Origin of the sequence: Variovorax sp. N23, assembly GCF_025486315.1 — a bacterium.
Taxonomy (GTDB): domain Bacteria; phylum Pseudomonadota; class Gammaproteobacteria; order Burkholderiales; family Burkholderiaceae_C; genus Variovorax.
Genome location: NZ_JAOOPY010000001.1, coordinates 484491 through 510432 on the forward strand (window position 1 = coordinate 484491; position 25942 = coordinate 510432).

The following is a 25942-nucleotide window of genomic DNA, read 5'->3' on the forward strand; positions in this document are numbered from 1 at the left end:
CCTTTCCCCACACTGAAAGCACACCATGCAACTCAAGGACTCCGTTGTCTTCGTCACCGGCGCCAACCGCGGCCTCGGACTCGCCTTCGCGCAAGCGGCCCTCGCGGCCGGTGCGCGCAAGGTCTATGCGGCCGCACGCGATCCGGCCAGCGTCACGCTGCCGGGCGTGGTGCCGATCCAGCTCGACGTCGGCAATGCGGAACAGGTCGCGGCCGCGGTGCGCGACTGCGGCGACGTCACGCTGCTGATCAACAACGCAGGCATCTCGATGGGGTCGAGCTTCCTCGCGTCGCCCGATGCGATCGCCGCGGCACGCGCCGAGTTCGAGGTCAACTTCTTCGGCCCGTGGGCGCTGGCCAGCGCCTTCGCGCCCGTGCTCAAGGCCAACGGCGGCGGCGCGATCGTGAACGTGCTCTCGGCGCTGAGCTGGGTGTCGTTCCCGAGCGTGGCCACCTACAGCGCGTCGAAGTCGGCCGCCTGGTCGCTCACCAACGGCCTGCGCAACGAACTGCGCGCGCAGGGCACGCAGGTGGTCGCGCTGCACGTCGGCTACATGGACACCGACATGACGCGCGGGCTCGATGCGCCCAAGTCGTCGCCGGCCGACGTGGCGCGCGTCGCGCTCGAAGGCGTGGAGGCCGGTGCCTTCGAGGTGCTGGCAGACGACATCAGCAAGCAGATCAAGCAGAGCCTCTCGACGGCGACGCCGGCGTACGCGGGCTGAGCACGGTTCAGCGGAGGGCCGCGGGCGCCGGCAGCATGCGCCGGAGCGACTCGAAGAACAGGTCGGACTGCTCCCGCTCGCTCTGCACCTGCGCGGCGACGCGGGCTGCCAGCGCGGCGTTCACCGGCGCGAGCGGCCGCCCGGTCGATTGCGCGATGACCTGGTGCAGGCAGGCGCGCTCGAGGTAGTAGAGGTCGTCGTAGGCATGCGCGATGGTCGCGCCCGCCACCACGACGCCGTGGTTCGCGAGAAAGGCCACGTCCTTGCCGGCCATCGCGCGGGCGATGCGCTCGCCTTCGGCATCGTCGAGGGCCAGGCCGTTGTAGTCGGCGTCGATGGCGAGGCGGTCCATGAAGCGCATGGCGTTCTGGCTCAGCGTCGTGTCGAGCGCGCGGTCGGCCGTGAGCGTCAGTGCGGTCGCATAGGGCGAATGCACATGCAGCACCACCGCGTGGCCGGTGATGCGGTGGATCGCGCCGTGGATGAAGAGGGCGGTCGGCTCCACGCGGTGCCGGCCGGCCAGCACGGCGCCATTCACATCGATAAGCACGATGTCGTCGGGGCCGACCTCGCTCCAGTGCAGGCCGCGGGGGTTGATGAGGTAGCGGTCCTGTGCGCCCGGCAGCATCACGCTGAAGTGGTTGCAGACGCCTTCGGACAGACCGTGGTGCGCGGCGGCACGCAGGGCGAGCGCGAGGTCTTCGCGCAGCTGGCGCACGCGCGGGGCGGCGTACTGCGCGTCGGCGCTTTCGGGGAGGGTGGTGCGAACGGTGTCTTGCATGGTGTGAGCTTTCAGGTGCGCACGGCGCCTTGCCAGGCCGCGACGAACAGCAGCGCAGCGTCGCGCACGTCGGCGGCGGTTTTGCCGGGTTGGTAGAGGGCCGAGCCGATGCCGAAGCCCGTCGCGCCGGCGGCGCGCCAGGCGTCCATGTTGGCCGGGGAGATGCCGCCGACCGGCATCAGCGGCGTACCCTTCGGCAGCACCGCCAGCCAGGCCTTGAGCACGGCGGGCGAGGCCCCCTCGGCCGGGAACAGCTTGAGCCCCGTGGCGCCTGCGGCCAGCGCGCCGAAGGCCTCGGTCGGTGTCGCCACGCCCGGCAGGCTGACCATGCCCAGACGGCCGGCCTCGGCCACCACCTCGGCGTTGAAGTTGGGCGACACGATGAGTTGGCCGCCCGCGGCATGCACATCGCGCACCTGCTGCGCCGTGAGCACCGTGCCGGCGCCGACCAGCGCCTCGGGGACGCGCTGACGCATCAGCGCGATGCTCTCCAGCGGTTGCGGCGAATTCAGCGGCACCTCGAGCAGGCGGAAGCCGGCATCGACCAGGGCGTCGCTCACGGCCGGGGCCTCGGCAGGCGTGAGGCCGCGCAGGATGGCGACCAGCGGGAGTTGCCGCACCGCGGCGTGGAAGGTGTCGAGGGGCGTCATGGTCATGTGGATGTTCAGGGGTACAGGGTCCGGGACAGGGCCTGCAGGCCGGCCCAGGTGGCCTCGGCGCCCAGCGTCCGGCTGGCCACGCCGCTGGCGTGCAGGGCGAGTTCGTAGCGCCGCGTGAGCGCGGGCGCACCGATGAGCACCACCTCGCCCTTGGCATGCAGCGACTGCGTGCGCAGCTCCTCGCCGATCAGCAAGCCCGACAGATAGCTCGCCAGGTCGGCAGCGCCCATGCGGCCGAACAGCGACAGCGTGCGCGCGCCGAAGGCGTTGTGCAGCAGGCCCTCGTTGTTGCCGGCCTGCGCCACGCCGAGCATGAAGGCTGCTTCGTCCAGCGGCGCCTGGGTGTCGATGGTGCGCGACAGGATCGAGTGCGTGCCGAGCAGCGCATAGAACTCGCCCGTCATGAAGGTGCGGAAACCGGTGACGCGGCCATCGGCCACGCGGGCCCACTTGTTGTGGGTGCCGGGCAGCACGAAAAGACCGTCGCGCTGGCCCGTGAGGGCGATGGCGCCGAAGATCTGGACCTCCTCGCCGCGCATCACGTCGGGCACGCCGTCGTGCTCGACGCTCAGGCCGGGCACCAGCGCGATGCGGTCGCCGTCGACCAGGATGACCTTGGTGGCGATCTCGGTCAGGCCCGCCGGGCAGGCGCAGTAGGGCGCCTCGACCCAGCCCTGCTTGCTGCCGGCCATGCCCGAGATCAGGCAGCGTGGGCGGCCGGGACCGCGCATCCAGTCGCCCACGAGCGACTCGAACACCGCGCCGAATTCGCCCGCCGGCACGCTCAGGATGCCGCGCGGCGCGCTGCGCTCATCGAGCACGCGACCGGCTGCATCGAGCAGCGCGCCGCGCAGTGAACTGGTGCCCCAGTCGATCGCCACCAGGTTCATGCCGTGTCTCTCCATCGTGGGGTCGGGAGGGTCGGATGATAAGTGCGGCGACCTGGCGCCGGTGGGCCGTGCGGGTATCGATGGCGCCCGCATGTCTCCCGTTGGAAGGAGCCCGGACCCGGCCGGGCGGGGCTGGCGCCGGCGCACGGAAGCTGTCATGCTGACCGGGCCGCTGGCGTCTCTGCACGGCCCGATCCACCCGCGAAGGAGTTCCCATGAAGATCGTCGTTGTTGCCTTGGGCGTCGTCTGCGCCCAGCTGCTGGCCCTGAGCGCTGCGGCCCAGACGCCGCCCACCGATCCGTTGCGCGTCGAGCGCAAACAGGAAGCGCAGAAGGCCGCGCGCACCCCCCTGCTGGGCGAAGGCTACCCGCAGCCCGAGCCGCGCGCCAAGGTGAGTCCGCAGGCCAAGGCCGAGGCGCGCGCCGAACGCCGCAAGAACGCGGCCGCCGCCGCGAAGGATGCCAAGCCCGGCGAGCTCTACAGCACGGTGCCCGAGGCACGCCCCAAGGTGCCCAAGGGCGAGCGCGCTGCCGCCCGTGCAGCGCGCAACGCGGAGGTCTCGCGCGCCGTCAAGGCGGGCGAGATCAAGCCGATCGGCGAAGGCGGCAAGTGACACGGGCGCGCACGGCGCGCCCAGGAAGCAGAAAGGGCGCCGAGGCGCCCTTTCTGTTGGTTTCTATCGGTCGATCGATGGAGGTCGATCAGCGGCCGTAGGAACGGCCACCGCCGCCACCGCCACCGCCGCCGTAGCCGCCGCCCGAGCGGCCGCCACCACCGCCGCCGCCGGAGCGGTTGCCGCCGTAGCCACCACCACCACCGCCGGTGCGGCGACCCCGGCCTGCGCCGAAGGTCGCGTCCACGCTGGTGCGCAACGGATCGGGCTGGCCGGCAACGCCGCCAGTCACGGCTTCGGCGCGCAGGTGCGCCACCTGGTTGGCCTGCGTCGGGCTGTGGCTGTTGCCGTGATGACGCGGCTGGCGCTCGTCGTGCGGCAGGCCTTGCGGCGCGCGTGCCGGGCCTTGCGGGCCGCGGCCCGGACCTTGCGGGCGCGGGCCCTGGCCGCGGGCACCCTGGCCCTGGCCACCACCGCCGCCGTTGCGAGCGCCTTGCGGGGCACCGCCACCGCCACGGCGCTGACCGCTGCCACCACCGCCATTGCCGCCACCACCGCCACCAGAGCGCTCGCCCTGGCCGGCCTTGTTGTCGCGCACGCGTTGCAGCATCTCGGTGCGGGCGGCCTTCGCGGCGGCCTGCATCACCTCACGGCTCGGCGGACGGCCGGCGCCGCCCCAGATCGTCTGGCGACCCATGGCGATCGGCTCGGCGCGTTCGCCTTCGTCGGGGCCGAAGCCTTCGACCGTCACGACCGGGATCTGCTGCTTGGTGAAGCGCTCGATCTCCTGCATGAAGCCTTCTTCGTCCATGCAGACCAGGCTCACGGCTTCGCCGCTGTTGCCCGCGCGGCCGGTGCGGCCGATGCGGTGCACGTAGTCTTCGCTGACGTTCGGGATCTCGTAGTTCACCACGTGCGGCAGCTCGTCGATGTCGATGCCGCGGGCCGCGATGTCCGTCGCCACCAGCGCGCGGATGTCGCCGCTCTTGAAGCCGGCCAGCGCCTGCGTACGGGCGCTCTGGCTCTTGTTGCCGTGCAGCGCCATCGCCTCGATGCCGTTCTTGGTCAGGAATTCGGCGACGTTGTTGGCGCCGAACTTGGTGCGCGTGAACACCAGCACCTGGCTCCAGTTGTGCTCGTTGATGATGTGCGCGAGCAGCGCCTTCTTCTTGCCGCGGCCCACGGGGTGGACCACCTGCGTGATGCGCTGCACCGTGGTGTTGCGCGGCGTCACCTGGATGCTCTGCGGGTTCTTGAGCAGGTTCGCGGCCAGGTCGCGGATCTCGTCGCTGAAGGTGGCCGAGAACAGCAGGCTCTGCTTGTCCTTGGGCACCAGGGCGAGGATCTTCTTCACGTCGTGGATGAAGCCCATGTCGAGCATGCGGTCGGCTTCGTCGAGGATCAGGATCTGCACCTGCGACAGGTCGAGCATGCCCTGCTGCTGCAGGTCGAGCAGACGGCCGGGCGTCGCCACCAGGATGTCGACGCCCTTCTTGAGCTTGCTGATCTGCGGGTTCATGCCGACGCCGCCGAAGATCACGGTGGATTCGAGCTGCAGGTACTTGCCGTAGGTGCGCACCGATTCCTCGACCTGTGCGGCGAGTTCGCGCGTGGGGGTGAGCACCAGGGCGCGGATGCCGGTGCCGCCGAACTTGTTGGTGGCGCTGCGGCTCATGGTGAGCTTGTGCAGCATGGGCAGCGTGAAGGCGGCCGTCTTGCCGGTGCCGGTCTGGGCGCCGCCGAGCAGGTCGTGGCCCTCGAGCACCACGGGGATCGCCTGGGCCTGGATGGGGGTGGGGGTGTCGTAGCCGTGCTCGAGCACAGCCTTCAGGATGGCCGGGGCCAACTTCAGATCGTCAAAGGTCATTTGGAAGCAATAGCGCCTTGCACGGCGCAGTGGCATCGGCCTTCCACGCACCCTTTTGCCGGGGCGGCATGGTCAGTTCAGGCAGATGAATCAAGGGTGGGAGCCGAGGGCCTGTCGCATCGGGATGCGCATGCCTTCTTGTCCCCGGCAGAAGAGCCGCTGTTGCGGGCAACTGGACCCGGCAACAGGCGAGATTGTCGCATGAGTCGATAATCGACGGTTTGCCGCGCCCGATTTTCTCGGCCGCCCGCGCAACCACCCTGACCCAACGCAAGTACACAGATGGCCCAATACGTCTATTCGATGAACCGCGTCAGCAAGACCGTGCCGCCCAAGCGGCAGCTCTTGAAGGACATTTCGCTCTCGTTTTTCCCTGGCGCCAAGATCGGCGTGCTCGGCCTCAACGGCTCGGGCAAGTCGACCCTGCTCAAGATCATGGCCGGCGTCGACAAGGAATTCGAGGGCGAGGCGCTGCCGATGCCGGGGTTGTCGATCGGCTACCTCGAACAGGAACCCAAGCTCAACCCCGAGCACACGGTGCGCGAGTCGGTGGAGGAATCCATGGGCGCCGTGTTCGCGGCCAAGGCCCGCCTTGAAGAGGTCTACGTTGCCTATGGGGCCGAAGACGCCGACTTCGACGCGCTGGCGGCCGAGCAGGCCGAGCTCGAAGCCATCATCGCCACCGCCGGCACCGACTCCGAGCACCAGCTGGAGATCGCCGCCGACGCGCTGCGCCTGCCGCCCTGGGACGCGAAGATCGGGCTGCTGTCGGGGGGCGAGAAGCGCCGCGTGGCGCTGTGCCGCCTGCTGCTGTCCAAGCCCGACATGCTGCTGCTCGACGAGCCGACCAACCACCTGGACGCCGAATCGGTCGAGTGGCTGGAAGTCTTCCTCAAGCGATTCACCGGCACCGTGGTGGCCATCACCCACGACCGCTACTTCCTGGACAACGCGGCCGAATGGATCCTGGAAATGGACCGCGGTCGCGGCATTCCGTGGAAGGGCAACTACAGCACGTGGTTGGAGCAGAAGGGCGAGCGCCTGGCGCAGGAGCAGAAGGGCGAAGAAGCCCACGCCAAGGCGCTGAAGAAGGAACTGGAATGGTCGCGCCAGAACCCCAAGGCGCGCCAGGCCAAGAGCAAGTCCCGTCTCGCGCGCTTCGAAGAGCTCAGCGACATGGAATACCAGAAGCGCAACGAGACCCAGGAGATCTTCATTCCCGTGGCCGAGCGCCTGGGCCAGCAGGTCTTCGAATTCCACAACGTCAGCAAGTCTTTCGGCGACCGCATGCTGATCGACAACCTGAGCTTCACCATCCCACCGGGCGCGATCGTCGGCATCATCGGCCCGAACGGCGCCGGCAAGTCGACGCTCTTCAAGCTGATCGCGGGCAAGGAGCAGCCCGACAGCGGCGAGGTCGTCATCGGCTCCACCGTGCGGGCGGCCTTCGTCGACCAGCACCGCGACGAACTGGCCAACCAGAAGACCGTCTGGGAAGACATCTCCAACGGGCTGGACATCATCAACGTCGGCAAGTTCCAGATGGCCAGCCGTGCCTATGCCGGCCGCTTCAACTTCAACGGCGCCGACCAGCAGAAGAAGGTCGGCACGCTGTCGGGCGGCGAGCGCGGTCGCCTGCACCTGGCCAAGACGCTGATTGCCGGCGGCAACGTGCTGATGCTCGACGAACCGTCGAACGACCTGGACGTGGAAACCCTGCGCGCGCTGGAAGACGCTTTGCTCGAATTCGCCGGCACCGTGATGGTCATCAGCCATGACCGCTGGTTCCTCGACCGCATCGCCACGCACATCCTCGCAGCCGAAGGCGACAGCCAGTGGACCTTCTTCAACGGCAACTACCAAGAGTACGAAGCTGACAAGAAGAAGCGCCTGGGCGAAGAAGGCGCCAAGCCGAAGCGCATGCGCTACAAGGCGCTGAAGTAAGCGTCGTCGCCCTCGAAAAAGCCGCCTCTCCGGGCGGTTTTTTCATGGGGTCGAGGCCTTGTCCTACGGGCGCCGCGACAGATGCCTACCACCTGCCAGCGCCCATCCGTGCGAGACTGGCCCGAATGAAAGCCGCAAGCGTTCTCCTGTTGAGCCTCCTCGCCGGTGTCTGCCTGGCGCGGGCCGAAGAGGTCAAGGTGCCCATCGACAGCGACGACAAGCGCATCATCTATGTCGCCCCCGACGTCGCACCGACCGGCAGCACGGTCGTCACCAACGGCGCCACCGTGGGTATGCAGCGCCCGGACGGCAGCACGACCTACGGCGGCATGAACACGGCCGGCGATCGGCCGACGTACTCCATCGGCGCCAGTACCGGCGGCGACACCTCCTTCTCGGCCGGTGTGTCGTCCGATGGCCGCAAGGAAAGCGCCGGCGTGAAGGCCGGCGTCAAGATCAAGTTCTGAGACAGCGCCCGCAGCAGGCTCAGGCGGCTGCCTTGGCGCGCGCGCCGAGGGTCGCCTGTACGCGCTGGCGCACCGCAGCGATGTTGTTGCGCAGCGCGTAGAGCTCGTCCGCATAGGACAGCGGGACGGCCACCTTGTGGACACGGCGGTCGAGGTCGTCGAGCTTCGTCATCAGCGCATCGGAATCGCCCTCGGCCGACTCCAGTTGCGTTTCGATATCGCGCAGTTGCCCATACCAGCGGAACACGCGCGAGCGCACCCGGAACTGGTAGAGCGGCGGCACCACGCGGCTGAGCGGCAGCATCAACACCACCAGGCCACCCAGCACCAGCCACATCCGCTCGATCAGGTTGCTGGCCCAGAAGGGCAGGTAGCGCTGCCAGAAGGGCGGCGTGCCGTTGATGGCGCGGTCGCCCTCGGGGCTGACGGGCAGTTCGCTGGTGCGGGTGTTGGGGAAGTCGCGAGCGCGGTTGAACCAGCCGGCCTCGCTGTGCAGCGTCTGGGCGCTTTCCGCGAAGAGCTGGCGCAGCGCGGGGTGCGTCTGCTCGCGTGCCAGCAGCGAGGTGGTGGCGGCCAGCATCGACACGTCGTGCGCCGGCACGTCGCGCGCCAGGTCGACCACGCCGCGCGGCAGCGACACGGCCGACAGGAAGGCGAAGCGGCGCGAATAGGCGTCGCTCTGCGCCAGATCCATCAGTGCGACGCCCGGCGCGCGCAGCAGTTGCTGCACCAGCGGCGACTGCGGCGCCGACGCCAGCACGATCACGTCGAGCAGGCCGGCCTGCAGGGCCTCGGTCGCCGGTGTCTGCTCGAGGTTCGACAACTGCAGCGCACCCGCATCGAGGTGGTTGGCGCGCAGCATGCGCTCCATGATCTCCGGCACGCCGCTGCCGGGGCGGTCGACGTTCACGCGCAGGCCCTTGAGCTGCGCGATCGATTCGAGCGTGCCCGTCTTGCGGTTTACCGTGCGCGCCGCATCGATGCGGTAGAACACCCACAGCGGTTCGTAGAAGAGGCTGCCGAGCGAGGTGAGCCCCGCCTCCTCGTCGGCCACCACGTCGGCGCTGCCGCCGCGCACGAAGGCCACGTCGGCCGTGCCGTTGCGCAGCATCTGCAGGTTGTCCGACGAGCCTTCGCTGGGCTTGAGCACGACCTCGATGCCGTTCGTGGCCAGGGCGCGTGCATAGCGCTGGCCGAATTCGGCATAGGCGCTGCCGGCCGGGCCGGTGGCGAGCGTCACGCGGCTGGGCGGTTGCGGCTGCAGCCACCAGTACGCCGCGATGACCAGGCCGATCACCAGGAAGACCACGGGCCCCGCCGATGCGATGAGGTCGCGGATCGACAGCAGGATCAGCTTGAGGGTCTTGGGCATGGACATGGCGCGGTGCTCACTGTGGCGATGGCTGCGCACCCGCCGCAGCGAGCGCCGCGGCGGACGGGATGTGCAGCCCGCCGACGCTCACCGACTGCGCCGCCAGCACCGCGCGCAGCGTGGCGCGCGCCACCACCTCGGCCGCCATGGCGCTGAGCACCGTCATCCCCGGCGCCGCGCCTTCGAGCGGCACGCGGCCAGTGGCCAGCGCGAACAGCGTGTCGCCATCGCTCATGGTGTGGACCGGGTTGATGCTGCGCGCCAGGCCGTCGTGCGCCACCATCGCCAGCCGGTTGGCCTGCACCTTGGTCAGCACCGCGTCGGTGGCGACCACGCCGATGGTGGTGTTGGTGCCGGCCAGCAGCGGCTGGGGCAGCTCGCCGCGCATCAGCGCGCGGCGCGTGTCGAGCAGCGATCGACCGTCGGCGGTGCGCGCGCCGGCCACCACCTGCGCGGTGTCGGGGTCGATCACGTCGCCCAGCGCGTTGCAGGCGATCAGCGCGCCGACGGTCACGCCGCCGACCGTGATCGACGCGTTGCCGATGCCGCCCTTCATCGCGCGGTCGACGCCGAAGAGCTTGCCCACCAGCGCGCCGCTGCCGGCGCCCACGTTGCCTTCGGCCGGCCACTGCGTCGATGCGGCCTCGCAGGCCGCGTAGCCCGCCGCCGCGTCGGGGCGGATGCGTGCGTCGCCCATCGGCAGGTCGAACAGCACCGCGGCCGGCATGATCGGCAGCGTGCCGAAGCGCACGTCCATGCCGACGCCGCGTTCCTCCAGCCAGCGCATCGCGCCCTCGGTGGCCGCCAGGCCCCAGGCGCTGCCGCCGGCCAGCATGATCCCGTGCACCTGCTGCACCAGGTTGCCGGGCGCGAGCAGGTCGGTCTCGCGCGTGCCGGGCGCGGCACCGCGCACGTCGACACCGCCGACGGCGCCCTCGCGCGTGAGGATCACGGTGCAGCCGGTGGGCCGGCGGGTGTCGCTGAAGTGGCCGACCTCGATGCCGGCGACATCGGTGATGGCGCCGGCATGCGGCGGGGTGCTGAAAGGGGTGTGTGACATCGGCCGGCATGATACGGCGCTGGCCTGCCGGCACCGCCTATGCTCGCGCCTCGTTTGTGTCCATCGATTTCCGAAAGTCATGCCCATGCTGCAAACCGCCATGGTCGCCGTGCGCGACCGCCAGCGCCTGCAAGAGATCGTCACGGTGCTGCTGCGGCACGGCCTGGGCGACATCGCCGACCGGCTCGCGCTGCGCCAGTGGCTGCCCGGCAGCCACGCGGGCGGCGTGCATCCGGCGGCCGAGGCCGCCACGCCGCCGCAGCGCCTGCGCATGGCGCTCGAACAGCTCGGCCCGACCTTCGTGAAGCTGGGCCAGATGCTGGCCACCCGTGCCGACCTGCTGCCGCCGGAATGGACACGCGAACTCGAGCGCCTGCACGCCGGCGTCACGCCGGTGCCGTGGGACGAGATCGCCCCGCAGGTCGAGGAGGACCTGGGCGCGCCGGTCGCCACCGTCTTCCCCGGCTTCGTCGCCGAGCCGATCGCGGCTGCATCGATGGCGCAGGTGTATCGGGCCGCCTTGCCCGACGGCCGCATGGTGGTGCTGAAGGTGCGCCGGCCCGGCCTGCGCCGCCGCATCGATGCCGACCTGCGCCTGCTCGACCAGCTGGTCGCGATGGCGAGCGAGCGCTGGCCCGAGCTCGGGCGCTATCGCCCGAGCGACGTCATGGCGAACCTGGCCGCCGCGCTGCGCGAGGAACTCGACTTCACGCAGGAAGGGCGCAACGCCGAGGCGATCGCGGCCGAGATGGCCAGGCGCGACGATGTGTGCATCCCGGCGATCCACTGGGCCTGGACCAGCGAGCGCCTGCTGGTCATGGACTTCGTGGAGGGCGCGGCGCCCGGCGATGCGGCGGCGCTCGCGGCGATCGGTGCCGACGGCCCGCGGCTGGCCCGCAACGGTGCCGAGGCCTTCCTGCAGATGGTGCTGGAGGGCGGCGTCTTCCATGCCGACCCGCATCCGGGCAACCTGTTCGCGCTGCCCGATGGCCGGGTGGCCTTCATCGACTTCGGCATGGTCGGCCGGCTCTCGCCGCGCCGCCGCCAGCAGCTGCTGTCGCTGCTGGCCGCCATCGTGCGAGGCGACGCGGACGCGCTGTCGGCCGTGATGCTCGACGTGTCCGAAGGCGGCACGCCCGACCTGCCGGCGCTCGCCGCGGCCGCCGAGCGCTTCGTCGCGCGGCACGCCGGCGGGGTGCACGACCTGGTGCAGGCGCTCGACGACTTCATGGCCATGGTGCGCGATGCGCGGCTATTCCTGCCCGCCGACCTGGCGCTGCTCTTCAAGGCGCTCGCGACGGCCGACGGCATGCTGCGGCGGCTCGACCCGGCCATCGACCTGGTCGCGACGGTCGCGCCCCTGGTCCGGCGCGAAATGCTCGCGCGCTATTCCGCCGAGGAGATCGGCCGCCGCGGCAAGGCGGCTGCCGCGCAGCTCTACGACGTGGCCGGCGAGGTGCCGCAGGTATTGCGGCTGGTGCTGCACCACCTCAAGCAGGGCAAGGTGCAGGCGGAGCTGGAGGTGAAGCATCTCGACCGGGTGAGCGGTGCGATGGAGCGTGCGGCGACGCGGCTGGCCATCGCCATCGTGGCGGCGGCCTTCATCCTCGGCCTGGCCCCGCAGCTGCTGGCGCTCGGGCCGACCTGGCGCGGCGTGCCGGTGTTCGGCCTGCTGGGGCTGGTGCTCGCGGTGGGCAGCCTGGTCGTGCTGCTGTGGAGCTTCCGCCGACGGCGCTGAGGGCATCGGCCGGCGCTTGACGCGGATCAAGCGAACGTGAGCGCGTTGCTCCTACGCTAGGGACGGTTGCGATGTCCGCTCTTCGAGACCGACGGCGCGACCGACCTTCCGTTCACCCCCGTTTCGCGTCGACCGCGGAATCTTGAGGACCTGCGCATGTCTGAGCCAACTCCACCTTCGCCTGTCACGCATCTGGACACGGTGGCGCACGGCGCCCTGGCACGCCTGACCGGCGCGCTCTCTCCGGCATCGGCCCTGCTGGCCGGGCTGGACTGGGGCGCGCACCTCGCGGTGTCGCCCGGTCGGCAATTGGCGCTGGCACAACTGGCCGGCGAACAGGCGCAGCAGCTCGTCCGCTATCTGCACGAATGCCTGCTGGCGGGCCCGGGCGAGGCGCGCGCGCTGGTCGAGCCCCCGGCCCGTGACCGCCGGTTCGCCGAGCCCGAATGGCGCCAGTGGCCCTTCAATCTCTGGCATCAGTCCTTCCTCCTGACGCAGCAATGGTGGGACGCCGCCACGCACGGCATCGCCGGTGTCGAGAAGCACCACGAGAACGTGGTGGCCTTCTGCGCCCGCCAGTGGCTCGACATGCTCTCGCCAGGCAACCGCTTCCTCACCAACCCGACGGTGCTGCGCCGCACGATGGCGCAGGGCGGAATGAACCTGGTGCGCGGCATGCAGAACCTGGTCGAGGATCTGTCGCGGCTCGCCGCCGGCACCGCGCCCGCCGGCACCGAGGACTTCCTCGTCGGGCGCGACGTGGCGGCCACGCCGGGGAAGGTCGTGCTGAAGAACCGGGTGATGGAGCTGATCCAGTACGCGCCGACGACGGCCACCGTGCATGCCGAGCCGGTGCTCATCGTGCCGGCATGGATCATGAAGTACTACGTGCTCGACCTCTCGCCGTCGAATTCGCTGATCCGCTATCTGGTGGCGCAGGGGCACACGGTCTTCTGCATCTCGTGGAAGAACCCGGGCGTGGAGGAACGCGACCTGGGCATGGACGACTACCTGCAGTCCGGCTTCCAGGCCGCGCTCGATGCGGTCAATGCCATCGTGCCGCGGCAGCGCGTGCATGCCGTGGGCTACTGCCTGGGCGGCACGCTGCTGGCCATCGCGGCGGCCGCGATGGCGCGCGACGGCGACGATCGCCTGGCGTCGGCCACGCTGCTGGCGGCGCAGACCGACTTCAGCGAACCCGGCGAGCTGGGGCTCTTCATCGACGAGAGCCAGGTCAGCCTGCTCGAGGCACAGATGGCCGAGACCGGCTATCTCACGGCGGGCCAGATGGCCGGCGCCTTCCAGATGCTGCGCTCCTACGACCTGCTGTGGTCGCGCCTGGTCAACGAATACATGCTCGGCGACCGCGCCCCCATGAACGACCTGATGGCCTGGAACGCCGACGCGACGCGCATGCCCGCGAAGATGCATTCGCAGTACCTGCGCCGCCTGTTCCTGGACGACGATCTGAGCGAGGGGCGCTACCCGGTCGGCGGTCGGCCGGTGGCGCTCGGCGACATCGCGCTGCCGATCTTCATGGTCGGCACCGAGACGGACCACGTCGCGCCCTGGCGATCGGTGCACAAGCTGCACTTCCTCACGGCGACGGACATCACCTTCGTGCTGACCAGCGGCGGGCACAACGCCGGCATCGTCAGTCCGCCGGGCCATCCGCACCGCCACTACCGGATGCTTCGGCGCGAGGCTGGCGGCAGCTACGTCGCACCGGACGAGTGGCTCGCCGCCGCGCCGGACGTCGAAGGCTCCTGGTGGCCGGCGTGGCAGCAATGGCTCGCGGGGCGATCGGGCCGGCGGGTGAAGCCGCCGCGCATGGGTGCCACGGGCTACCCGCCGCTGGCCGATGCGCCGGGCAGCTACGTCCTGGAGAAATGAGATGAACACCACCTTGCAGGGCAAGAAGGGGCTGGTCGTCGGCATCGCCAACGCGCAGAGCATCGCCTGGGGCTGCGCACGCGCGTTCCGCGATGCCGGCGCCGAGCTGGCGGTGACCTGGTTCAACGACAAGGCGCGCCCGTATGTGGAGCCGCTGGCGCAGCAACTGCAGGCCCCCATCGCGCTGCCGCTGGACGTGGAGCAGCCCGGCCAGATGGAGGCCGTGTTCGCCGCCATCGAACAGCAGTGGGGGCGGCTCGACTTCGTGCTGCACTCCATCGCGTTCGCCCCCAAGAGCGACCTGCACGGCCGCGTGACCGACAGTTCGCGCGAAGGCTTCGGCCGCGCCATGGACATCTCCTGCCATTCCTTCGCGCGCATGGCCCGGCTGGCCGAGCCGCTGATGAAAGACGGCGGCAGCCTGATGACCATGAGCTACGTCGGCGCCGAAGAGGTGATCCCCGACTACGGCCTGATGGGCCCGGTGAAGGCCGCGCTGGAGGCCAGCACGCGCTACATGGCGGCCGAACTCGGCCCCAAGGGCATCCGCGTCAACGCCGTTTCGCCCGGCCCGCTGGCCACGCGCGCGGCGTCGGGCATCCCGAACTTCGATGCGCTGCTCGACGAAGCCGTTCGGCGCGCGCCGCTGCGCCGGCGGGTCGACATCGCCGAGGTCGGCGCGCTGTGCGCCTTCCTGGCGAGCGACGCGGCCAAAGCCATGACCGGTGGCACACTGTATGTGGACGCCGGCTTCCACGTCCTGTGAACCCGACCGCATGCTGAAACCCACCGTTCTCGCCGCCGCGCTGCTGCTCGCCGGTTGCGCTTCCATGGCGCCCGGCTACCAGGCGCCGGCCTTGCCCGTGCCCGCGGCGTATCCCGCCGATGCCATGGCCGATCCCGCGGCCACGGCGGGGCGGCGCGCCGCCGCCGTGGACTGGCGCGAGCACTTCGCCGATCCGCGCCTGCAGCAGCTGATCGCGCAGGCGTTGCAGAACAACCGCGACCTGCGCCTGGCCGCGCTGCGCGTGCAGGAGGCGCGCGCGGCCTACGGCATCCAGCGCGCCGAGCGCTTTCCCGTCGTCGGTGTCGGTGCCGACGCCAGCCGCGCCCGCGTCCCCGCGTCGCTCAGCACCACGGGCCGGGCCATGGTCGGCAGCCAGTACCAGGTGGCGCTGGGCGTCAATGCCTGGGAGATCGACTTCTGGGGCCGCGTGCAGAGCCTGCAGGACGCCGCCCTGCAAAGCTACCTGGCCAGCGATGCGGCGCGGCGCGCGCTCACGCTCTCGCTGGTGGCCCAGGTGGCCGACGGCTACCTCCTGCTGCGCGAACTGGACGAGCGCCTGGTGCTGGCCCGCCGCAGCATCGCCACGCGCGCGGAATCGCTGCGCATCTTCACGCGCCGCTTCGAGGTCGGTTCGACCTCGCGGCTCGATCTAGCCCAGGTGCAGACCCTGTCCACCCAGGCCCGCGCGCTGGGCGCCCAGCTGGAACAGCAGCGCGCCGCGCAGGCCCATGCGCTGGCGCAGCTGGTCGGCGGCCCGGTCGACCTGACACCGGCGGCCACGCCGCTGGACGACGGTGCCGTGCTCCAGCCGCTGGACGCCGGCCTGCCTTCCGCATTGCTGGCCGACCGGCCCGACATCCTGGCGGCCGAGCACCGCCTGCGCGCGGCCAACGCCAACATCGGCGCCGCGCGCGCCGCCTTCTTCCCGCGCATCGCACTGACGACGAACGCAGGCGTGGCCAACGCCCAGCTCGACGCCCTGTTCGAGGGCGCCAGCCGGGCATGGACCTTCGCGCCCAGCATCTCGCTGCCGATCTTCGACGGCGGCGCTCGCAGGAACTCGCTGGACCTGGCCGAAGTGCGGCGCGACCTGGCCGTGGCCGACTACGAGAAGACCGTGCAGGCCGCGTTCCGCGACGTGGCCGATGCGCTGTCGGCGCGCCAGTGGCTGGCCGAGCAGGTGCGCATCGGCACGGAAGGCCTGGCGGCCCAGGCCGAGCGCGCGCGCCTGGCCACGCTGCGCTACGACCATGGTGCGGCCGCGTTTCTCGAAGTGCTGGACGCGCAGCGCGACCTGCTCGCGGCCGAACAGTCGCTGGTGACGACGCGCCGTGCGCTGCTGTCGGCCCGCATCGGCCTGTATGCCGCGCTGGGCGGCGGCGCCCAGCACGTCGACGCCGCCGCCGCCCCCTGAATCCCCATCGGACATGTCCATGAATCCCGCTCTCAAGAAAAAACTGATCATTGCGGCCGTCGTGCTGGCCCTGGCCGCCGGCGGCTGGTATGTCTGGCAGAAGACGAAGAACAGCGGCCCCGGCGAGGGCTTCGTCAACGGCAACGGCCGCATCGAGGCCACCGAGATCGACGTCGCGGCCAAGCTCGGCGGCCGGCTGCAGGCCCTGCTGGTGGACGAAGGCGCCTTCGTCAAGGCCGGCCAGAAGCTGGCCGAGATGCAGGTCGACGTGCTGAACGCGCAGCGCGACGAAGCCCGCGCCCAGCACGCGCAGACACTGGCTGCCGTGGCCAGCGCCCGCGCCCAGGTCAGCGCGCGCGAGAGCGACCGTGCCGCCGCGCTGGCCGTGGTGGCGCAACGCGAGAGCGAGCTCGACGCCGCCCGGCGCCGGCTGGTGCGCTCGCAGACGCTGTCGGCCGAAGGCGCGTCATCCCTGCAGGAGCTCGACGACGACCGCGCCCGCGTGCGCAGCGCCGAGGCCGCGGTCACGGCCGCACGCGCCCAGGCCGCCGCCGGCCAGGCCGCCATCGACGCGGCGCGCGCCCAGGTCGCCGGGATGCAGTCGACCGTCGGCGCGGCCGAGGCCACCATCGCCCGCATCCAGGCCGACATCACCGACAGCGCATTGACGGCACCGCGCGATGGCCGGGTGCAGTACCGCGTGGCCCAGCCCGGCGAGGTGCTGGCCGCGGGCGGCAAGGTGCTGAACCTGGTCGACCTGTCGGACGTCTACATGACCTTCTTCTTGCCCGAGACCGTGGCCGGCCGCGTGGCGCTGGGCAGCGACGTGCGCATCGTGCTCGATGCCGCACCCGGCTTCGTGATTCCGGCCAAGGTGAGCTTCGTCGCCAGCACCGCGCAGTTCACGCCCAAGACGGTGGAAACCGCGAGCGAGCGGCAGAAGCTGATGTTCCGCGTGAAGGCACGGATCGATCCCCAGCTGCTGAAGAACAACCTGGCACAGGTCAAGACTGGCCTGCCCGGCGTAGCCTGGCTCAAGCTCGACGACAAGGCCGAGTGGCCGGCCGAGCTGGTGGTGAAAGTGCCGCGGTGAGCGATGTCGTCGCCCGCGTCGAGGGGCTGAGCCAGCACTACGGGAAGACCTGCGCGCTGGACGCCGTCACGCTGGACATCCCCGCCGGCTGCATGGTCGGGCTGATCGGCCCCGACGGCGTGGGCAAGTCCAGCCTGCTGGCGCTGCTGTCCGGCGCACGCGCCGTGCAGCAGGGCCGGGTGGAGGTGCTGGGCGGCGACATGGCGCGCAAGGCGCACCGCGACCGCGTATGCCCGCGCATTGCCTACATGCCGCAGGGCCTGGGCAAGAACCTCTACCCCACGCTGTCGGTCGAGGAGAACCTGCAGTTCTTCGCGCGCCTGTTCGGCCATGCGGCCGCCGAGCGACGCCGCCGCATCGACGACCTGACGCGCAGCACCGGCCTGCAGCCCTTCCTGGCGCGGCCGGCCGGCAAGCTCTCGGGCGGCATGAAGCAGAAGCTCGGCCTGTGCTGTGCGCTGATCCACGACCCCGACCTGCTGATCCTCGACGAGCCCACCACCGGTGTCGACCCGCTGGCGCGTGCGCAGTTCTGGGGGCTGATCGCGCGCATCCGCGCAGAGCGGCCGCACATGAGCGTCGTCGTCGCCACGGCGTACATGGACGAGGCGCAGGGTTTCGACTGGCTGATCGTGATGGACGAAGGCCGGGTGCTCGCCACCGGCACGCCGGCCGCGCTGCTCGAACGCACCGGCAGCGGCTCGCTCGAGAGCGCATTCATTCAGCTGCTGCCCGAGGACAAGAAGCGGGGCTACGCGCCGGTCGAGATCCCGCCGCTGCCGCAGGACGGGCAGGACGACATCGCGATCGAGGCCCAGGACCTCACGATGCGCTTTGGCGACTTCACCGCCGTGGACCATGTGAACTTCCGCATCCGGCGCGGTGAGATCTTCGGCTTCCTGGGCTCCAACGGCTGCGGCAAGTCGACCACCATGAAGATGCTGACCGGCCTGCTGCCCGCCAGCGAGGGCCGGGCCTGGCTGTTCGGTCAGGAGGTCGACCCGAAGGATATCGACACGCGCCGCCGCGTCGGCTACATGTCGCAGGCCTTCTCGCTGTACGGCGAACTCACGGTGCGGCAGAACCTGGTGCTGCATGCGCGCCTCTTCCATGTGCCCGAGGCCGAACTGTCCGAGCGCGTGGACGACATGGTCCGGCGCTTCGACCTGGCCGAGGTGCTGGACAGCCTGCCCGAGAGCCTGCCGCTGGGCATGCGCCAGCGGCTGTCCCTGGCGGTGGCCATGGTGCACCGGCCCGAACTGCTGATCCTCGACGAGCCGACCTCGGGCGTGGACCCGGTCGCGCGCGACAACTTCTGGCGGCTGCTGATCGCGCTGTCGCGGCGTGACAGGGTCACCATCTTCATCTCCACGCACTTCATGAACGAAGCCGAGCGCTGCGACCGCATGTCGATGATGCATGCGGGCAAGGTGCTCGACAGCGACACGCCGGCCCGGCTCGTGGCCAAGCGCGGTGCGCGCACCCTGGAAGAGGCTTTCATCGGCTATCTGGTCGAAGCGGGCGGCGGCGCCGACCCGGCCGCTGCGGATGAAGCCGCGGCCGGCGGCAGGGCCGAAGCCGCCAGCCCCGGCGCATCGCCAGCCGCAGCGGCCTCGCACGCGCGGCCGCCGGCCTTCTCGCTGCAGCGCCTGATGAGCTACGTGTGGCGCGAGACGCTGGAGCTGCAGCGCGACCCGGTGCGCGCCACGCTCGCGCTCGGCGGCTCGCTCCTCCTGATGTTCGTGATCGGCTTCGGCATCAGCCTGGACGTGGAGAACCTGCGCTACGCGGTGCTCGACCGCGACCAGAGCACCCTTAGCCAGGATTACACGCTGAACCTGTCGGGGTCGCGCTATTTCGTCGAGCAGCCGCCGATCGCCGACGACGCCGACATGGACCGCCGCATGCGAAGCGGCGAGCTCTCGCTGGCCATCGAGATCCCGCCGGGCTTCGGGCGCGACGCGCTGCGCGGGCGCCATGTGGAGGTCGGTGCGTGGATCGACGGCGCCATGCCGACGCGCGCGGAAACCGTGCTTGGCTACGTGCAGGGGCTGCACCAGCACTGGCTCGCGGAGCAGGCGCGCGCGCGCGGCATGGCGAGCGCCGCCTCGGTCGGTGTGCAGACACGCTTTCGCTACAACCCCGACGTGAAGAGCCTGCCGGCCATCGTGCCGGCGGTGATTCCGATGCTGCTGATGATGCTGCCGGCCATGCTCACCGCGCTGGCGGTGGTGCGCGAGAAGGAGCTGGGCTCCATCGTCAACCTGTACGTCACGCCGGTCACGCGCACCGAATTCCTGCTCGGCAAGCAGCTGCCGTACGTGGCGCTGGCCATGCTGAACTTCCTGCTGATGACCCTGCTGGCCGTCACCGCCTTCGGCGTGCCGATGAGCGGAAGTTTCCCCACGCTGGCATTGGCGGCCTTCATCTTCAGCATTGTCTCCACCGGCATGGGGTTGCTGGCCTCGGCCGTCACGCGCAGCCAGATCGCCGCGATGTTCTTCGCGATGATCGGCACGCTGATTCCGGCGACGCAGTTCGCCGGACTGATCCATCCGGTGTCATCGCTCGAAGGCGCCGGGCGCATCATCGGCGAGCTCTATCCGGCCAGCTACATGTTCACCATCAGCCGCGGGGTGTTCAGCAAGGCGCTCGGCCTGTCGGATCTGCGCGCGAGCTTCTGGCCGTTGCTGGCCTCGGTGCCGGTGATCCTCGGCGTTGCCGTCCTCCTCCTGAAGAAGCAGGAATCATGAAGCGTCACCTCGCCAACATCTACCGCCTGGGCGTCAAGGAGCTGTGGAGCCTGCTGCGCGACCCGGTCATGCTGATCCTGATCGGCTACACCTTCACGATCGCGGTCTACACCTCGGCCGCGGCGATGCCGGAGACGCTGAACAAGGCGGCGATCGCCGTGGTGGACGAGGACGCTTCGCCGCTGTCGGCGCGCATCGTGTCGGCCTTCTATCCACCGCTGTTCACGACGCCGCGGCTGATCACGCAGCGCGAGATGGACGCCGGCATGGACGCCGGCCGCTACACCTTCGTGCTGGTCATCCCCGCCGGGCTGCAGCGCGACGTGCTGGGCGGGCGCACGGCCGAACTGCAGCTCAACGTCGACGCGACGCGCATGAGCCAGGCCTTCAGCGGCAGCGGCTATGTGCAGCAGATGGTGCAGGGCGAGCTCAGCGAATTCGTGCAGCGCTACCGCGGCGGCACCACGCTGCCGGTGGACCTGGCGCTGCGGGCGCGCTTCAACCCGGGGCTGGAGCGGGCCTGGTTCGGCGCGCTGATGGAAATCATCAACAACGTGACAATGGTGTCGATCATCCTGGCCGGCGCCGCGATCATCCGCGAACGCGAGCACGGCACCATCGAGCACCTGCTGGTCATGCCGGTGACGCCGGCCGAGATCATGCTGGCGAAGATCTGGTCGATGGGCGCCGTGGTGCTGGTCGCGGCCGCGCTGTCGCTGCAGTTCGTGGTGCGCGGGCTGCTGCAGGTGCCGGTCGATGGCTCGGTGCCGCTCTTTCTGGCCGGTGCCGCGCTGTGCCTGTTCGCCACGACCTCGATGGGCATCTACCTTGCGACGCTGGCACGCAGCATGCCGCAGTTCGGTCTGCTGATGATCCTCACGATGATTCCGCTGGAGATGCTCTCGGGCGGCATGACGCCGCGCGAGAGCATGCCCGAGGCCGTGCAGACCGTGATGCTGCTGGCGCCGACCACCCACTTCGTCGAGCTGGGCCAGGCCATCCTGTACCGGGGCGCGGGCATCGAGGTCGTCTGGAAGCCGTTCGTCTGGCTGCTGGTCATCGGCGTCTCGCTGTTCGCGCTGTCCCTGCGGCGCTTCCGCAGGACCATCGCCCTGATGGCCTGAATGAATCCCCATCGTCGGCGCCGTGGCGCCCAGGAGTCCGCATGAGCCCTCAAGACCTTGCCATCGTCCGCAACCGCACCTTCGACGAGATCGCCGTGGGCGACAGCGCCAGCATCGAGCGCACGCTGACGGCCGAGGACATCCAGCTGTTCGCGGTGATGTCCGGTGACGTCAACCCGGCGCACCTCGATGCCGAGTACGCGGCATCGACCCGGTTCCACGGCGTGATCGCGCATGGCATGTGGGGCGGGGCGCTGATCTCGGCGGTCCTCGGCACGCGTCTGCCGGGGCCCGGTACGGTCTACCTGGCGCAGACGCTGAAGTTTCTGCGTCCTGTGCGGGTCGGCGACACGTTGACCGTCCGTGTGTGCGTGAGCACGCGCGACGAGGCGAAGAAGCGGCTCACGCTGGCCTGCAGCTGCACCAACCAGCAGGGCGAGGCCGTGATCGACGGGGAGGCCACGGTGCTCGCGCCGACCGAGCGCATCGAGCGCGCCGCCACCACCCTGCCCGAGGTGCGTTTGCGCACGGCCGACGGATTGCCGCGGCTGCTGGCGCATGTGCGGCCGCTGGCCGCGATCCGTGTCGCCGTGGTCCACCCCTGCGATGCGCTGAGCCTGGGCGGCGCGCTCGACGCCCGGGCCGCCGGCCTGATCGTGCCGGTGCTGGTGGGACCGCGCGCCCGGCTGCTGGCCGTGGCGGACGAGGCCGGCCTGGACCTCTCGGGCATCGACATCGACGACGTGCCGCACAGCCACGCGGCCGCCGCGCGCGCCGCCGAGATGGCCGGCAAGGGCGAGGTCGAGGCGCTGATGAAAGGCAGCCTGCACACCGACGAACTGATGAGCGCCGTGCTGGCCGCCGGCGCGGGGCTGCGCACCGCGCGGCGGCTGTCGCACTGCTACCTGATGCAGACGCCGGCCTACCCGCGGCCCTTCATCCTCACCGACGCGGCGATCAACATCGCGCCGACGCTCGCCGAGAAGGCCGACATCGTGCGCAATGCCATCGACCTGGCGCATGCCATCGGCGTGGCCGCGCCGCGCGTGGCCATCCTGGCGGCGGTGGAAACGGTCAACCCGGCCATGCCCGCCACGCTCGATGCCGCCGCGCTGTGCAAGATGGCCGACCGCGGGCAGATCGCCGGCGGCGTGCTCGACGGGCCGCTGGCGTTCGACAACGCGGTGTCGATCGCCGCCGCGCGCGTCAAGGGCATCCGCTCCGACGTGGCGGGCCAGGCCGACGTGCTGGTGGTGCCCGACCTGGAAAGCGGCAACATGCTGGCCAAGCAGCTCGAGTACATGGGCGATGCGGCGACGGCCGGCATCGTGATGGGCGCAAAGGTGCCCATCGTGCTGACCAGCCGCGCCGATTCGCGCGAAACGCGCATCGCCTCGTGCGCCATCGCGCTGCTGCTGGCGCATCGCTACCGCAGCGTGCGCCCCTGACGGCGCAACGGCAACGCAGGCAGATCATGAATCAACCCCTTCCACGCCTCCACCCCCTGTCCGGTCCGTCGCACGCGCAGGACGGCCAGGCCCGGGCGACCCCGCTGATCCTGGTGCTCAACTGCGGCTCGTCGAGCATCAAGTTCGCGCTGTTCGATGCCGGCGCGTCGCCGCTGCCGCGCGTGCCGGCCTGGAACGGCAAGGTGCAGGACATCGGCGGCCCGGCGCCGACCTATGGCGAGACCGGCATCGCGCCGGTGCCGGTCGCCCTGGACGCGCAGCAGCCCTATCACGCGGCACTGGCCCACATCCGCGAGCGCGTGGCGGCCCGGCTGGCCGGCCGCCCGCTTGCGGCGGTGGCGCACCGCGTGGTGCACGGCGGCCGCAAGTACGCGGCGCCGGTACGCATCGATGCCGCGGTGCTGGCCGACCTGCGGGCCTTCGTTCCCCTCGCGCCACTGCACCAGCCTTTCGCGCTGGAGGCGATGGCCGCGCTGCTGGCGTCGGAGCCGGCCCTGCCGCAGGTCGCCTGCTTCGACACGGCCTTCCACCACACGCTGCCCCGGGTCGAGCAGATGCTGCCGCTGCCCTACGCGGCGTGGGAGCGGGGGCTGCGCCGCTACGGCTTCCATGGCCTGTCCTACGAGTACCTGTCGGTGGCCTTGCCCGAGCGGCATGGCGAGCGCGCGCGCGGCCGCACGATCGCCGCGCACCTGGGCAGCGGCGCGAGCCTGTGCGCCATGCAGGGCCTGCGCAGCGTCGCCACGACGATGGGCTTCTCCGCGCTCGACGGGGTGATGATGGGCACGCGCACCGGGGCGCTGGACCCGGGCGTCGTGCTCTACCTGATGGAGGTCGAGCAGCTCACGCTGGCACAGGTCGGGCATCTGCTGTACCACGAGTCGGGCCTGTTGGGCGTGTCGGGCGTCTCGTCGGAGCCGCGCGTGCTGCTGGCCGCCGAAGACCGCGACGACGAGGTCGGCGAGCGCGTGCGTGCCGCCCTGGCGCTGTACGTTCGCCGCATCGTGCGCGAGATCGGTGCGCTGGTGGCGGTGCTCGGCGGGCTGGACCTGCTGGTCTTCACGGCGGGCGTGGGCGAGCACAGCGCGCCGATCCGCGAGCGCGTCTGTGCCGCGCTCGGCTACCTGGGCCTGGTGCTCGACGATCCGGCCAACGCGCGCCATGCACCCTGGATCGCTGCCGCGCAAAGCCGTGTGGGCGTGGCGGTGGAGCCGACCAACGAGGAGTGGATCGCCGCGCGCGATGCCGCGGCGCTGCTGTCCCTCGGCCGCGCGGACGGCGCCTCCGGCTGACGCCGCCGGCGTGCGGCGCCGCTTCGCCGCGCTAGGGGCGGCGGCTGGCCTGGGCCTGAAGAATCCGGGGCAGGCTGGTCTCGATCCAGTCGGCCAGGCCCCGGACCCTTTCCGCGGCCTCCAGGCCGAGCGGCGTGAGGCGGTACTCCACATGGGGCGGCACGACGTCGAAGGCGATGCGGTCGACCAGGCCGTCGCCCTCGAGCGATTGCAGCGTCTGGGCCAGCATGCGTTCGCTGACGCCGCCGATCGCCCGGCGCAGCGCGCTGAAGCGGTGCACGCGCGTTTCCAGGACCAGCAGGACCAGCACGCCCCACCGGCTCGTGAGGTGCTGGAGCACCTGCCGCGAGGGGCAGCTCGCCACCAGCAACTCGCCGCGACGCATGGCGCCCAGCAGCGCCGACGTGTCCTGGGTGGGGTGCCGCGGAACGGGCAGGGTACTTACCTTCATGTGCGTACTTACAAAAAGTTCGTGTCGATCCTACAGTGCCTGCTTTCACCACTTCACAGGACATCTCATGAAAGTCGCAGTCACCGGCGCCACCGGCCAACTCGGTCGCCTCGTCATCGAGGGACTTCGCGCCAAGCTGCCGGCGGCCGACATCGTCGCGCTGGTCCGCACACCCTCGAAGGCCGCCGACCTGGGCGTGGAAGCGCGTGAGGCCGACTACAGCCGCCCGGAAACGCTGAGCCGGGCGCTGGCCGGGGTGGAGACGCTGCTGCTCATCTCCTCCAGCGAAGTCGGCCAGCGCGTGGCGCAGCACCGCCATGTCATCGATGCGGCCAAGGCGGCGGGCGTCACGCGCGTGGTCTACACCAGCCTGCTCCATGCCGACCGTTCGACCTTGAGCCTGGCGACCGAGCACGTCGAGACGGAGGCGCTGATGCGCGCCTCGGGCCTGCGCGTCACGCTCCTGCGCAACGGCTGGTACACCGAGAACTACACGGGCTCCGTCGGCTCCGCCGTCGCCCACGGCGCGTTCATCGGCAGCGCGGGCGACGGCCGCATCGCTTCGGCCGCGCGTGCCGACTACGCCGCCGCCGCGGTGGCGGTGCTGACCACGCCGGGACACGAGGGAAAGACGTACGAACTCGCCGGCGACTCGGCCTACACCCTGGCCGAACTCGCCGCGGAAATCACGCGCCAGACGGGCAAGGACATTCCCTACAGGAACCTGCCGCCGGCGGACTTCGCCGCAGCGCTGCGCGGCGCCGGCCTCCCGGCACCGTGGCCGGAGGCGCTGGCGGCGATTGACGTCGAGGTGTCGAAGGGCGCGCTGTTCGACGACGGTCGTGCCCTGTCGTCGCTCATCGGACGCCCGACGACACCGCTGGCGGCGTCGGTCGCCGCGGCGCTGCCCGGGCGTTCATCGCCGTGATCGCCACTGCCGGGCCAGCGCGACCAGGAGCGCGATCGCCAGCGCCGCCAGGATCAGGACATGCTCGTACGGCCGCAGCTGGCCGACGAGCCCATGCAGCAGCTGCGTCAGCTTGAGGCCGAACAGGACGACGACAGCGGCCCACACGAGCGACGCGGGAATACTCAGCGCCGTGTAGACCGATGCCCGCATCGGCCCCAGGCCCAGGGTGGCCGGCAGCACGATCCGCAGGCCCCAGGCGAAACGCATCAGGAAGACGGTGGCGGCCGGATGGCGCGAGACGAAGCCGTTGACGCGCGCGATGTGCCGGGCCATCGTCGGGCGTTTCGCCAGCAGGGCGGCGCCCTGGCGCCGCCCGAGGTGGAAGTAGAACTGGTCGGCCAGGAAGGCCGCAGCGGCGCCGCAGGCGACGAGCGGCCACAGCGAGAGGTAGCCCTGGTGCACCGCATAGGCACCGAGCATCAGGATCGTCTCGCCCTCGAAAAGCCCCCCGATGAAGACCGCGAGGTAGCCGTAATGCTCGAGGAGCGCGGAAGCATGCATGGCGCCGATCATGCCGCAGCCTCGTGGCCGTTTCCCTCGCCCTGGACGCCGAGCGGGTGGACTTGATCGCCATCAAGCG

General features: G+C 70.7%; 22 protein-coding genes. 14 read left to right on the plus strand and 8 right to left on the minus strand.

Annotation, left to right across the window (positions count from 1 at the left end; all coding sequences use genetic code 11):
* The first annotated feature begins 25 nt into the window (after positions 1–25).
* A complete protein-coding gene (locus N8A90_RS02305; RefSeq protein WP_262073021.1) occupies positions 26–724 on the plus strand; it encodes an SDR family oxidoreductase in 699 nt (232 codons plus the stop codon).
* 7 nt (positions 725–731) lie between these two features.
* Here N8A90_RS02305 and N8A90_RS02310 read toward each other — a convergent pair whose 3' ends face one another.
* From N8A90_RS02310 to N8A90_RS02320, 3 genes are read right to left on the minus strand one after another with little or no spacing between them, the layout of a single operon-like run.
* Positions 732–1505 (minus strand): aldolase, encoded by a 774-nt coding sequence (locus N8A90_RS02310; RefSeq protein WP_262073022.1) that lies wholly within the window; start codon positions 1503–1505, stop codon positions 732–734.
* An 11-nt stretch (positions 1506–1516) separates the two neighbouring features.
* Complete coding sequence (locus tag N8A90_RS02315) at positions 1517–2155, minus strand: 2-dehydro-3-deoxy-6-phosphogalactonate aldolase (protein WP_410087618.1); 639 nt, start codon at positions 2153–2155, stop codon at positions 1517–1519.
* 14 nt (positions 2156–2169) lie between these two features.
* A complete protein-coding gene (locus N8A90_RS02320; protein WP_262073024.1) occupies positions 2170–3054 on the minus strand; it encodes a 2-dehydro-3-deoxygalactonokinase in 885 nt (294 codons plus the stop codon).
* Between the two features lie 215 nt (positions 3055–3269).
* Here N8A90_RS02320 and N8A90_RS02325 point away from each other — a divergent pair, with 215 nt between their 5' ends.
* On the plus strand, positions 3270–3668 hold the full coding sequence (locus tag N8A90_RS02325; RefSeq protein ID WP_262073025.1) for a hypothetical protein: 399 nt from the start codon (positions 3270–3272) through the stop codon (positions 3666–3668).
* A gap of 88 nt (positions 3669–3756) precedes the next feature.
* Here the strand turns inward: N8A90_RS02325 and N8A90_RS02330 are convergent, their stop codons facing one another.
* A complete protein-coding gene (locus tag N8A90_RS02330; protein ID WP_262073026.1) occupies positions 3757–5535 on the minus strand; it encodes a DEAD/DEAH box helicase in 1779 nt (592 codons plus the stop codon).
* Between the two features lie 282 nt (positions 5536–5817).
* Here N8A90_RS02330 and ettA point away from each other — a divergent pair, with 282 nt between their 5' ends.
* A complete protein-coding gene (gene ettA / locus N8A90_RS02335; RefSeq protein WP_262073027.1) occupies positions 5818–7479 on the plus strand; it encodes an energy-dependent translational throttle protein EttA in 1662 nt (553 codons plus the stop codon).
* A 149-nt stretch (positions 7480–7628) separates the two neighbouring features.
* Entirely contained in the window at positions 7629–7946 is a 318-nt protein-coding gene (locus N8A90_RS02340) for a hypothetical protein (RefSeq protein ID WP_262073028.1), read from the plus strand.
* Positions 7947–7965: 19 nt separating this feature from the next.
* Here N8A90_RS02340 and N8A90_RS02345 read toward each other — a convergent pair whose 3' ends face one another.
* A complete protein-coding gene (locus N8A90_RS02345) occupies positions 7966–9324 on the minus strand; it encodes a TAXI family TRAP transporter solute-binding subunit (RefSeq protein ID WP_262073029.1) in 1359 nt (452 codons plus the stop codon).
* 10 nt (positions 9325–9334) lie between these two features.
* On the minus strand, positions 9335–10378 hold the full coding sequence (locus N8A90_RS02350) for a P1 family peptidase (protein WP_262073030.1): 1044 nt from the start codon (positions 10376–10378) through the stop codon (positions 9335–9337).
* A gap of 79 nt (positions 10379–10457) precedes the next feature.
* Between N8A90_RS02350 and N8A90_RS02355 the strand changes: the two genes are divergently transcribed.
* From N8A90_RS02355 to N8A90_RS02395, 9 genes are all read left to right on the plus strand, one after another.
* Entirely contained in the window at positions 10458–12116 is a 1659-nt protein-coding gene (locus tag N8A90_RS02355; RefSeq protein ID WP_262073031.1) for an ABC1 kinase family protein, read from the plus strand.
* 156 nt (positions 12117–12272) lie between these two features.
* On the plus strand, positions 12273–14009 hold the full coding sequence (locus N8A90_RS02360) for a PHA/PHB synthase family protein (protein ID WP_262073032.1): 1737 nt from the start codon (positions 12273–12275) through the stop codon (positions 14007–14009).
* 1 nt (position 14010) lies between these two features.
* The gene (gene fabI, locus N8A90_RS02365; protein ID WP_262073033.1) at positions 14011–14775 is read left to right on the plus strand and encodes an enoyl-ACP reductase FabI; all 765 of its coding nucleotides are present in this window, start codon (positions 14011–14013) and stop codon (positions 14773–14775) included.
* Between the two features lie 10 nt (positions 14776–14785).
* Positions 14786–16210 (plus strand): efflux transporter outer membrane subunit, encoded by a 1425-nt coding sequence (locus N8A90_RS02370; protein ID WP_262073034.1) that lies wholly within the window; start codon positions 14786–14788, stop codon positions 16208–16210.
* 13 nt (positions 16211–16223) lie between these two features.
* Positions 16224–17303 (plus strand): HlyD family secretion protein, encoded by a 1080-nt coding sequence (locus tag N8A90_RS02375; protein WP_262073035.1) that lies wholly within the window; start codon positions 16224–16226, stop codon positions 17301–17303.
* Positions 17300–20056 carry a ribosome-associated ATPase/putative transporter RbbA gene (gene rbbA / locus N8A90_RS02380; protein WP_262073036.1) on the plus strand — a complete coding sequence of 919 codons (2757 nt, stop codon included), beginning with the start codon at positions 17300–17302 and terminating at the stop codon, positions 20054–20056. Before N8A90_RS02375 ends, rbbA begins: the two co-directional genes overlap by 4 nt.
* Positions 20053–21180 (plus strand): ABC transporter permease, encoded by a 1128-nt coding sequence (locus N8A90_RS02385; RefSeq protein WP_262073037.1) that lies wholly within the window; start codon positions 20053–20055, stop codon positions 21178–21180. The genes rbbA and N8A90_RS02385 overlap by 4 nt, the downstream gene beginning before the upstream one ends.
* Before the next feature lie 41 nt (positions 21181–21221).
* Positions 21222–22628 carry a bifunctional enoyl-CoA hydratase/phosphate acetyltransferase gene (locus N8A90_RS02390; protein ID WP_262073038.1) on the plus strand — a complete coding sequence of 469 codons (1407 nt, stop codon included), beginning with the start codon at positions 21222–21224 and terminating at the stop codon, positions 22626–22628.
* A gap of 26 nt (positions 22629–22654) precedes the next feature.
* Complete coding sequence (locus N8A90_RS02395; protein WP_262073039.1) at positions 22655–23941, plus strand: acetate/propionate family kinase; 1287 nt, start codon at positions 22655–22657, stop codon at positions 23939–23941.
* Positions 23942–23972: 31 nt separating this feature from the next.
* On the opposite strand, the gene N8A90_RS02400 is transcribed toward N8A90_RS02395, so the two are convergent.
* Positions 23973–24392, minus strand: a complete 420-nt coding sequence (locus N8A90_RS02400; RefSeq protein ID WP_410087619.1) for a winged helix-turn-helix transcriptional regulator — start codon at positions 24390–24392, stop codon at positions 23973–23975.
* 67 nt (positions 24393–24459) lie between these two features.
* Here N8A90_RS02400 and N8A90_RS02405 point away from each other — a divergent pair, with 67 nt between their 5' ends.
* On the plus strand, positions 24460–25320 hold the full coding sequence (locus N8A90_RS02405; protein ID WP_262073040.1) for an SDR family oxidoreductase: 861 nt from the start codon (positions 24460–24462) through the stop codon (positions 25318–25320).
* On the opposite strand, the gene N8A90_RS02410 is transcribed toward N8A90_RS02405, so the two are convergent.
* The gene (locus tag N8A90_RS02410) at positions 25309–25863 is read right to left on the minus strand and encodes a DedA family protein (protein ID WP_262073041.1); all 555 of its coding nucleotides are present in this window, start codon (positions 25861–25863) and stop codon (positions 25309–25311) included. The two genes, N8A90_RS02405 and N8A90_RS02410, sit on opposite strands and share 12 nt — an antisense overlap.
* Between the last annotated feature and the right edge of the window lie 79 nt (positions 25864–25942).

Coding starts and splice junctions, on each gene's coding strand:
- N8A90_RS02305 (WP_262073021.1), top strand. CDS start 26: ATGCAACTCAAGGACTCCGTTGTCTTCGTCACCGGCGCCAACCGCGGC.
- N8A90_RS02310 (WP_262073022.1), bottom strand. CDS start 1,505: ATGCAAGACACCGTTCGCACCACCCTCCCCGAAAGCGCCGACGCGCAG.
- N8A90_RS02315 (WP_410087618.1), bottom strand. CDS start 2,155: ATGACGCCCCTCGACACCTTCCACGCCGCGGTGCGGCAACTCCCGCTG.
- N8A90_RS02320 (WP_262073024.1), bottom strand. CDS start 3,054: ATGAACCTGGTGGCGATCGACTGGGGCACCAGTTCACTGCGCGGCGCG.
- N8A90_RS02325 (WP_262073025.1), top strand. CDS start 3,270: ATGAAGATCGTCGTTGTTGCCTTGGGCGTCGTCTGCGCCCAGCTGCTG.
- N8A90_RS02330 (WP_262073026.1), bottom strand. CDS start 5,535: ATGACCTTTGACGATCTGAAGTTGGCCCCGGCCATCCTGAAGGCTGTG.
- ettA (WP_262073027.1), top strand. CDS start 5,818: ATGGCCCAATACGTCTATTCGATGAACCGCGTCAGCAAGACCGTGCCG.
- N8A90_RS02345 (WP_262073029.1), bottom strand. CDS start 9,324: ATGTCCATGCCCAAGACCCTCAAGCTGATCCTGCTGTCGATCCGCGAC.
- N8A90_RS02350 (WP_262073030.1), bottom strand. CDS start 10,378: ATGTCACACACCCCTTTCAGCACCCCGCCGCATGCCGGCGCCATCACC.
- N8A90_RS02355 (WP_262073031.1), top strand. CDS start 10,458: ATGCCCATGCTGCAAACCGCCATGGTCGCCGTGCGCGACCGCCAGCGC.
- N8A90_RS02360 (WP_262073032.1), top strand. CDS start 12,273: ATGTCTGAGCCAACTCCACCTTCGCCTGTCACGCATCTGGACACGGTG.
- fabI (WP_262073033.1), top strand. CDS start 14,011: ATGAACACCACCTTGCAGGGCAAGAAGGGGCTGGTCGTCGGCATCGCC.
- N8A90_RS02370 (WP_262073034.1), top strand. CDS start 14,786: ATGCTGAAACCCACCGTTCTCGCCGCCGCGCTGCTGCTCGCCGGTTGC.
- N8A90_RS02375 (WP_262073035.1), top strand. CDS start 16,224: ATGTCCATGAATCCCGCTCTCAAGAAAAAACTGATCATTGCGGCCGTC.
- N8A90_RS02385 (WP_262073037.1), top strand. CDS start 20,053: ATGAAGCGTCACCTCGCCAACATCTACCGCCTGGGCGTCAAGGAGCTG.
- N8A90_RS02390 (WP_262073038.1), top strand. CDS start 21,222: ATGAGCCCTCAAGACCTTGCCATCGTCCGCAACCGCACCTTCGACGAG.
- N8A90_RS02395 (WP_262073039.1), top strand. CDS start 22,655: ATGAATCAACCCCTTCCACGCCTCCACCCCCTGTCCGGTCCGTCGCAC.
- N8A90_RS02400 (WP_410087619.1), bottom strand. CDS start 24,392: ATGAAGGTAAGTACCCTGCCCGTTCCGCGGCACCCCACCCAGGACACG.
- N8A90_RS02405 (WP_262073040.1), top strand. CDS start 24,460: ATGAAAGTCGCAGTCACCGGCGCCACCGGCCAACTCGGTCGCCTCGTC.
- N8A90_RS02410 (WP_262073041.1), bottom strand. CDS start 25,863: ATGCATGCTTCCGCGCTCCTCGAGCATTACGGCTACCTCGCGGTCTTC.